The organism is Bacillus haikouensis (assembly GCF_013179555.1).
GTDB lineage: Bacteria > Bacillota > Bacilli > Bacillales > Bacillaceae_B > Rossellomorea > Rossellomorea haikouensis_A.
The window spans coordinates 1-8,497 of record NZ_JABMCR010000183.1 but is presented as its reverse complement, the minus strand read 5'-3'; the positions used below and the strand labels follow the sequence as shown (position 1 = coordinate 8,497).

The following is an 8,497-nucleotide window of genomic DNA, read 5'->3' as shown; positions in this document are numbered from 1 at the left end:
TACCACAGTAGTGGACGGACCGATCTTCAAACATCCTATTCCCGTTTTAAAACGTGAAATTATGAAAGACGGAGAGTATGCCTTTTTGCCATTGGAGCTGGATCATATGGCGGATCGCATTGGAAAGTGATCTGTATGTTTATTGAATAAAAAAAAAGCTGAAAAACAATCATTTGATTCTTTTTCAGCTTTTTCCCTCTTTCTGAAATAACAGTCTGTTGTTCATTCTTATCTTTACGATTAGATGACCACTTAATCATTCATTCTATTGTTTCAATACAGTTGTACCTTTTATTTTTCTATTTAATGAAACCAGTGTCATTCAAAATAAAAAGGTCAACAAAACAAAAAAAACAGTAAAGATATCTTAATTCTATATGTCTGAAAATTCTTATAATTGAATAAATACAGAAGGGAGGATGAATAGATGAAGATGAAGGTAAACCGTTTCAAGAGCAGAGTATTCATGATTGCACTAATGGTCCTGATGTTGGTGATCAGCGGCTGCTCCACCAATATGGGGGCAAATTCGGGTGAACAGGCTGATGGACAGGCTTCTAAGAAAGAGAACAGCCTGGTGATTGCCCGTCTGTCCGATGTGGAGAATCTCGATCATCATTTTATGTCCACGATCAATGCTGCGAGTGTGACACACGGTAAAATTTATGAGGGGCTTGTTGGGAGAGACAAAAACGCGAAAATCAAGCCGCTGCTTGCAAAAGAGTGGGAACAGCTGGACGATACAACATGGGAGTTCAAGCTGAGAGAAGATGTCTCATTTCATGATGGGACCCCATTTAATGCCGAGTCTGTGAAGAAAACGTTCGACCGATTAACCGACCCCAACGTGGCTTCGCCTCGAGCCGTTGTATTCAAAATGGTCAAGGAAGTTAAAATAATCGATGAGTATACCGTCCAATTTCTTTTATCCGAGCCATTTTCACCGTTATTATCCATCCTTGCCAGTCATGAAGGCGGAATCATCAGTCCAAAGACCATCGAAACGTACGGAAAAGACATTATCCAAGAACCAGTCGGCACAGGTCCATTTGTCTTCAAGTCCTGGGAAACGGGCAAAGAAATCGTCTTTCATAAAAACGAAAAGTATTGGGGAGACCAGCCCGCCATAAGTGAAGTCGTTTTCAAAGTGGTGCCCGAAGAAACAACAAGAATTTCAATGCTTGAAACGGGTGAAGCCCATATTGCCGAACCCCTGTCTGTGACCATGATGGATTCTGTAAAAGCATCGAAGAACGTGGAAGTATACCGAAGTGAAGGCTTTGGCACCGAGTATGTAGGGTTTAACGTTCAAAAGGAGCCCTTCAATGACGTCCGTGTACGGAAAGCCATCTCCCATGCAGTCGAAATGGATTCGATCATGAAAGGTGTCTTTAATAATATCGGAAAAAAAGCGAACTCCTTATTAGGTTCTAAAGTATTCGGCTATCATCCTGATATGAAAGCATACGAATATAATTTAAACGAAGCCAAGAGGTTACTGGCCGAAGCCGGATATCCTGATGGATTTAAAACCACATTGCTTACAATGGACAGTAAAGAACGAATCAGTCTGGCTGAGGTCATGCAATCCCAGCTCAAAGGGATCGGAATCGACTTGGATATCCAGGTTCAGGAATACGGAACCTTTGTAGAGCAAGCCACAAGTGGAAATTCGGAAATGTTTATCATCAGCTGGAGAAATGCCACGGGAGATGCGGACTATAACCAATACAACCTCTTCCACAGCAATTCCCACGGCCCTGCCGGTAATACATTTTTCTATAGCAATGATGAGGTCGATCAACTGATCGAAATGGCACGTTCTGAAAAGGATCAAAAGAAACGAATCGAACTTTATGCTAAATCTCAGGAGTTGGAAATGGAAGACGCGGTCTATATCCCGGTACGCGTGATCGAAAACATGGCGGCCATCCGCAACAACGTAAAAGACTTCTCTATCAGCCCTGCAGGGTATTTGGAGATTAATGATATTACCATTCAATAATAATGAGGAGTGTCTATGTTTCTTTGGTATAACTGAATGATTGCAGTAAAATCAGAGAGGCTGGGACAAAGCTAATAAACCACGACATAAAGACGAACAATTTCAGCGTATGTTCTTAATACCGCTAATGATTTCCGTGCAAGACTTCGCTTTCCGCGGGTAGCCCGTGAGCCTCCTCGGCAAGCCTGCGGGGTCTCACATTGGCCACTTCTCCCGCAGGAGTCTTCGTCTTGCACTCCAATCAACCGCTGGAAAGTGCTAAAACTTAAGTTTACATTGAACAAAATAATAACCCGAACTAAATTGCCAGTTAGAAGGCAATTTAGTTCGGGTTTTACTTAGACTATAACACTTTTCTCCCTGCCTCTTTTTGCCCCTCCATGCTGAAATGAACAATCTTTACTTATTCTGTCTTTCCTGTGCCTTTAAGGCTACCTTCTCAAGTCCATTTTGAGCAAATTCCACATCGGACTTTTGCATTGCTTTATTATTCTTAAGGTCCTTATTCTTCTGTTTAGACATTCTTTCACCACCCTTGCGTTTTGTTTATATCGTGCACATGGGTTGCGATAAATATTAGAGATTTATTGACTTCGCTTTCCGCGGGTGGTTGGTCAGCCTCTTCGTCTTCCACTCCTATCAACAGCTGGAATAAGCTGAAAACAAAACGTACACTTTAGCAAAACAAAAAAATCCGAACTAATTTGAATCCTGGAATTCAGTTTAGTCCGGATTTTTCTTTACTGCAATCAACCACCTGGGTGAAAAGCAACTATGTGTACGAAAAAAAACTATACATATCACGATATAAAAGGAATTAACTCTACTGCATGAAACATCAAATCCCTCTTATATTTCTCCTTCTTGAAGCTTTTTAATCAACTGTTCAAGCCAATAGGTTGAGTGATCTACTCTCGTTGTTACAAAATCACCTAAAAAGGTTATTAGTTTCTCGTTATCTTCATCTATTTGAATGACGTCTTTAAAATCCTTAATGTATTCCCAGCGTACCCTGGAAGTTTCTAATTTATTTTCTAGTATTTTCACTACTTTTTCCCGGTCTACAAAGTTGATATTTATTAATCCTACTACCATATCACTGATATCATCAGCATTTTCAAATAACTTGTAGATCTTTTTGGGCAGTTCTTCACGGCCTTTAGCCGTAATCCCAAACACTTGCTTGTCCGGCCGGTGTTCTTCTTTAATGATTTCGACTGTTTCGATTAACCCTTGTTTAGCTAATGTATCAAAGTGGTAATACAGTTTACTCTCTGTTAATCCCCCCAGCTTATCCAATGGAATTGGCTCTGAAAGCTGTTTTTTTAATTTATATGGGTAATTATTCTCCTTCATCAGTTTGCTTAATATAAATATTTGAATAGACATGTTTATGCTCCTTCAAGAAATTCTCTCCTTATTTTAGCAAACCTAAGCTGTCACTTCAGCAGTATTCCTTATCCTTTCATTTTCAGTAACATATTGATGGGAAAATACCTCTCCCATTTACAGGCACTATGTCCTATTTCATCCCTTTCATCGCTGAAAAGATAGAGTAAGTATTACTTTTTACTCTTTCCAAACTACTCTGATTAAAGTAGTTTGGAAAGAGGGGAACTCTCATCCCCATCATTCATTAGATTGTGTAGAAGGAGGAATAAAAATAGTATGAATAAAGAAGTCATTCCAATGAAAGAGATTACAAATTTCCAGTCACGAGCAGATGAATTTTTCCCTATTGATTGGTATAAAGAAATGCTTCACAAGCATCCTGTTTATTATCACGAAAAGACGGATACATGGAATGTGTTTAAACATCAAGATGTGAAACAAGTGTTAAGTAATTATGAGTACTTTTCAAGTGAAGGGTCCAGAACCACTATTTTTGTGGGCGCTGATAACAAACAGGAAAAACCTTCTGCTCTAACAAATCTCACAATGATTGATCCTCCCCAACATCGTAAGAGTCGCTCATTGCTGGCAGCTGCTTTCACTCCGCGCAGTCTGAAGAACTGGGAGCCCCGCATTCAACAGATTGCAAAAGAGCTTGTTGAAGATATACCTGAAAACTCGACTATTAATATAGTGGAAGCTTTGGCTGCCCCCCTGCCCAGTCTCGTCATTGCGGATTTATTCGGGGTACCGATACAAGACAGGGAACAGTTCAAAGAATGGGTAGATACCCTTTTCCAACCTTACGACAAAGAACGACTGGATGATATCGCGATGCAAAAACAACAGGCAGCGAAAGAGTATTTCCAATACCTTTACCCTATTGTGGTCCAGAAACGTTCGGATCTTTCAGATGATATTATTTCTGACTTGATCCAGGCGGAAGTAGATGGTGAGAAGTTTACGGATGAGGAAATTGTACAAATGACCATGATGCTTCTGGGTGCAGGGGTTGAAACCACCAGTCATGCCATCTCCAATACGTTCTATTCTTTGCTCTATGATGATGAGAGTATATATGATCAACTGCGAAATAATCTGGATTTAGTGCCAAACACAGTCGAAGAAATGCTCCGCTATCGCTTCCATATGTCCAGAAGAGATCGTACCGTAAAGCAAGACAATGATTTATTAGGTACAAAGCTGAAAAAAGGGGATGTCGTCATTGCATGGATGAGTGCATGCAATATGGATGAAGCAGTCTTTGAGAATCCTTTCACGATCGACATTCACCGCCCAAACAATAAAAAGCATTTAACATTTGGAAATGGTCCTCACTTCTGTCTCGGTGCCCCGCTTGCCCGATTAGAAATGAAAATAGCACTGGAGACTTTTATACAGAACTTTTCACGGATTGAGGCGGTCGACGGGTTTGAATTAGAATGTAATTTGACAGCATCAGCTACCGGACAATCCTTAACAAATCTACCGATGAGGGTCTATTCATAACTGCGTCACGGTATATAAAAAAAACGTCCCATGTCATTTCACGGGACGTTTTTCTCTCTATAAGATCAGGACTCAGTTAAGTCCTGACTATATACCTATTATAAAGTTCAACTTTTTTAATAAGCCGTCCAGCCAGCATCTGCGGTAATGACGGTGCCATTCACAAATCTGGAATCATCAGAAGCAAGGAACAATGCCACAGAGGCAATTTCTTCCGGTTTCCCCGTTCTTGGGTTCAGCCCCAATCCAGGTTGAAGACGTCCCATACCGAATGGATTGATGTTTGTCATGGAATGACTAATATTGGTCTCCACCCCGCCCGGAGCGATGGCGTTACAGCGGATTCCTTCCTGGGCGTACATAAAACCTGTGTTCTTAGTAAATCCAACCACCGCATGCTTGGAGGCAGTATATGCTGCCCCTGCGCGTGCCCCTTGCAGACCGCCTGCTGATGCGATGTTGATGATGACTCCATCTTTTTTCCCTAAGAAGATCGGCAGCGCTTTACGTGTAGAGCGCATCACACTCGTCGTATTGATGGCAAATACTCTCTCCCATGCATCATCTGCAATGTCACCGGCAGGTTCGAAATTATCCATGATACCGGCATTATTCACTAAAACGTCCAAAGTACCATACGTCTTAACAGCTGTATCGATCAGATTCTGTATATCTTCTTCTTTCGCAACATTTGCCAAGACAGCGATTGCGTCTCCACCATTTGCTTTAATTTCTTCCACAGTAGCCTTCGCTGCTTCTTCATTAATATCAGAAACGACTACCCTGGATCCTTCTTTGGCATAAAGGAGTGCAATCGCTTTACCCATCCCGGAAGCTGCACCTGTAACGACTGACACTTTGTCTTTCAGTTTCATAACTGTTTCCTCCTTGAGATAAAAGAATGATTTATTAAACACTTGTTTATTATTTACGTTCTAAGTCTAGTATAATAATGACTAGAGAGATGAATCAATCAGCAAACACAGCTGTCATTGTCTATTAGTAAACAGCATGAAGGTCCTATGATGATTAACTGAACTGTAATGAACATGGGAGGGATAAAATGTCCAGTAAAGATGAGATCGTTGATAGAAGAATTGTTAAATCGAAGAGAGCGCTGAAAGATTCGATCCTGGCCTTAATGCAAAAAAAGGACTTCAAGGATATATCCATCACTGAAATCGTGCAGGAAGCTGATTTAAATCGGGGCACATTTTACAAACACTATCCATATAAGGAAGACTTATTGAATGAAATCATAGATGACGTCATTTCGGATTTAATCGCTTCTTATCGTGAACCTTATAAGAACAGGGAAACATTTGAAGTAAACAAGCTGACATCCCACGCCATCAAAGTATTTGAACATGTAAAAAAGCACGCCAACTTTTATACATTAATGGTGGATTCAAATGGTTTACCGGGCTTCCAATATAAACTATGTGATATTCTGAAGAACCTGTCCATGCAAGACTTCGATGACCACCATGATCAAGACTCCCCGGTCAACAGAGAACTTCTCTCCAGTTATCACTCCTACGCTATCTTCGGTATGATCATCGAATGGATCAATGGCGGATTTAAGTATAGTTCCAACTACATGGCAGAACAATTATTAACCATCATCAATCGAAATCAGCCAGCTGCTGTCATGAGACCGAGAAAATTCACCTGATTGAAAAAAAGCATCGGCCTGTGCGGCCAATGCTCCTTTATTTTACGGTTTATCTCTTGTTAAATGCGTTCAACATCCAAATATGCTTTTCGAGTGATGTTTTCATCACGATAAATAGATCTGCTGTAGGCTGATCCTGGGAATCCTCTGCTGCTTCAATGATTTTCCTGGAATCAGCCACAACCTGTTGAAAATCTCTTACTAAAGTATCAACCATTTCAACAGCCGATTCTTGTCCGTTTGATTCTTCAATGGTAGCCGTTTCAAGATATTCTTTCAAAGTGGCGATTGGCTTCCCTTTAATCGTCAGGATTCTTTCAGCCACTTCATCAATATACGACCCCGCCTCGTTATAATACTCTTCAAATTTCTCATGCAGAGTGAAAAATTCAGGACCCGTTACATACCAGTGATAATTGTGAAGTTTTGTATAAAGGACGTTCCAATTCGCAAGTTGTTTATTAAGTGCCACGACTAATTGTTGATTCATATCTGATCTCTCCTTTTGTGTTGTAGTATCATTATATCCTTATTTATAATTATTATCAATTAATAAGTATTATCATTAAAAGAATACAATTTTATTTTTCCCAAAGAGTGATTTAACATTCGGGTTTCTTCTAAAAAAAGAACAAGGGGATGACTTTTCTTAAGTCACTCTCGCTGACGTCGGGATTTGGCTTCAATAACGTGGCCTCAAAAAAAGAGCCGGACAATCAGCTGACTAAACAAACTGATGAACCAACTCATTTCAACTATATCACTGATAAAAAAATGGACCCTTCCCTCACCTCATGTGGTGAACAACCGACCATCAAGCGCTTTTATATATCGGCTGGCTGATCTTTGAACTGCATTAGCTGCATCCTCTTTTACCACTTTATGAAAAGCGTTGTATAACTTATTAAATGATAACTCATCTACTTTTCTTGCCATCTCTTCCACTTTGTTTGCGGGCAGCGGAATCAAGTTCGGGTAGCTGTACATAAAACTTACCCAGTTGGTATCTGCCACCACCTGTATGATATCCCCAGTTAGAAGAATCCCTTTTCCTTCATCTCCAGTTTTCCAATGACATACTGCCCCGCCTTTGAAATGTCCACCAAGACGATGTAACATCACCCCTTCACTTAACTCTGTTTCTTCTCCTTCCCATAAATGAATGTGTCGACTCGGTTCCATTATCCAATCTTTATCATCGTGGTGAATGTAAATAGGTGCATCGAAAACTTCTGCCCAGGCAGCCTGACTTGAATAATAATGGGGATGAGAGAGAGCTATTGCATCAATTCCACCTAAACCATGAATAAACTTAATGGTTTCAGGATCAAGAAAAGTAATACAATCCCACAGAACATTAAAGCCATTACCTACTACTAAATATGCGGTTTGGCCAATTCCGAAATTTGGAGATGTTTTTATACTATACAGCCCTTCCGCTTCTTTCGTCATCATATTTTTATATAAGCCACTTTTTACTAAATCATCTTGAGTCGTCCATGATTGACCATTAGGGTTTACATATTGTCTCTTATCTTCACAAACCTGACAGTGTTTAGGTTCACTGACACTTTCAGCGTATTGTACTCCACAAGTAGTACAAATATATTTTTTCATCATTCTGCCTCCCCGTAGTTTCACTTCTCCTTAATGCTACAGGATTTGGTTGATTTATTCATCCTCAAAATAAATGAAGTTGATCTGCAACTATAGGTGGAGGGTGGAAACTGTCTCGCAATAATCTAAAGTTCACCGCAACAGTGGCCTGACACTACAACAGGAGCTGCACATTCCTTTATAATAGGAAATTTAGTGTTACTATAACTTCTTTGTTAAGGGGAATAATGTACATTCTTTAATGGTCTCACTATCTGTTAGTACCATTAATAACCTTTCTATTCCAAATCCCCAGTACT

The 8,497-nt window shown here is 40.1% G+C and carries 9 protein-coding genes; 3 read left to right on the top strand and 6 right to left on the bottom strand.

The window, feature by feature from the left end:
• Positions 1-433: 433 nt before the first annotated feature.
• Entirely contained in the window at positions 434-2,005 is a 1,572-nt protein-coding gene (locus HP456_RS16140; RefSeq protein ID WP_172252932.1) for a glutathione ABC transporter substrate-binding protein, read from the top strand.
• Between the two features lie 399 nt (positions 2,006-2,404).
• On the opposite strand, the gene HP456_RS25395 is transcribed toward HP456_RS16140, so the two are convergent.
• Positions 2,405-2,527 carry a hypothetical protein gene (locus HP456_RS25395; protein ID WP_281358066.1) on the bottom strand — a complete coding sequence of 41 codons (123 nt, stop codon included), beginning with the start codon at positions 2,525-2,527 and terminating at the stop codon, positions 2,405-2,407.
• Positions 2,528-2,854: 327 nt separating this feature from the next.
• Positions 2,855-3,394 (bottom strand): PadR family transcriptional regulator, encoded by a 540-nt coding sequence (locus HP456_RS16135; protein ID WP_172252930.1) that lies wholly within the window; start codon positions 3,392-3,394, stop codon positions 2,855-2,857.
• A gap of 279 nt (positions 3,395-3,673) precedes the next feature.
• On the opposite strand from HP456_RS16135, the gene HP456_RS16130 reads away from it, so the two are divergent.
• Positions 3,674-4,906 (top strand): cytochrome P450, encoded by a 1,233-nt coding sequence (locus HP456_RS16130; protein ID WP_172252928.1) that lies wholly within the window; start codon positions 3,674-3,676, stop codon positions 4,904-4,906.
• A 116-nt stretch (positions 4,907-5,022) separates the two neighbouring features.
• On the opposite strand, the gene HP456_RS16125 is transcribed toward HP456_RS16130, so the two are convergent.
• On the bottom strand, positions 5,023-5,781 hold the full coding sequence (locus tag HP456_RS16125; RefSeq protein ID WP_172252926.1) for an SDR family oxidoreductase: 759 nt from the start codon (positions 5,779-5,781) through the stop codon (positions 5,023-5,025).
• A 188-nt stretch (positions 5,782-5,969) separates the two neighbouring features.
• Between HP456_RS16125 and HP456_RS16120 the strand changes: the two genes are divergently transcribed.
• Entirely contained in the window at positions 5,970-6,581 is a 612-nt protein-coding gene (locus HP456_RS16120; protein WP_172252924.1) for a TetR/AcrR family transcriptional regulator, read from the top strand.
• Positions 6,582-6,630: 49 nt separating this feature from the next.
• On the opposite strand, the gene HP456_RS16115 is transcribed toward HP456_RS16120, so the two are convergent.
• The 3 genes from HP456_RS16115 to HP456_RS16105 all read right to left on the bottom strand — a co-directional run bounded on the left by HP456_RS16115 (position 6,631) and on the right by HP456_RS16105 (position 8,480).
• Entirely contained in the window at positions 6,631-7,071 is a 441-nt protein-coding gene (locus tag HP456_RS16115) for a Dps family protein (protein WP_172252922.1), read from the bottom strand.
• Between the two features lie 302 nt (positions 7,072-7,373).
• Positions 7,374-8,201, bottom strand: a complete 828-nt coding sequence (locus tag HP456_RS16110) for an MBL fold metallo-hydrolase (RefSeq protein ID WP_172252920.1) — start codon at positions 8,199-8,201, stop codon at positions 7,374-7,376.
• Between the two features lie 198 nt (positions 8,202-8,399).
• The gene (locus HP456_RS16105; protein ID WP_312857781.1) at positions 8,400-8,480 is read right to left on the bottom strand and encodes a hypothetical protein; all 81 of its coding nucleotides are present in this window, start codon (positions 8,478-8,480) and stop codon (positions 8,400-8,402) included.
• Between the last annotated feature and the right edge of the window lie 17 nt (positions 8,481-8,497).

Coding starts and splice junctions, on each gene's coding strand:
- HP456_RS16130 (WP_172252928.1), top strand. CDS start 3,674: ATGAATAAAGAAGTCATTCCAATGAAAGAGATTACAAATTTCCAGTCA.
- HP456_RS16115 (WP_172252922.1), bottom strand. CDS start 7,071: ATGAATCAACAATTAGTCGTGGCACTTAATAAACAACTTGCGAATTGG.
- HP456_RS16140 (WP_172252932.1), top strand. CDS start 434: ATGAAGGTAAACCGTTTCAAGAGCAGAGTATTCATGATTGCACTAATG.
- HP456_RS25395 (WP_281358066.1), bottom strand. CDS start 2,527: ATGTCTAAACAGAAGAATAAGGACCTTAAGAATAATAAAGCAATGCAA.
- HP456_RS16110 (WP_172252920.1), bottom strand. CDS start 8,201: ATGATGAAAAAATATATTTGTACTACTTGTGGAGTACAATACGCTGAA.
- HP456_RS16135 (WP_172252930.1), bottom strand. CDS start 3,394: ATGTCTATTCAAATATTTATATTAAGCAAACTGATGAAGGAGAATAAT.
- HP456_RS16120 (WP_172252924.1), top strand. CDS start 5,970: ATGTCCAGTAAAGATGAGATCGTTGATAGAAGAATTGTTAAATCGAAG.
- HP456_RS16125 (WP_172252926.1), bottom strand. CDS start 5,781: ATGAAACTGAAAGACAAAGTGTCAGTCGTTACAGGTGCAGCTTCCGGG.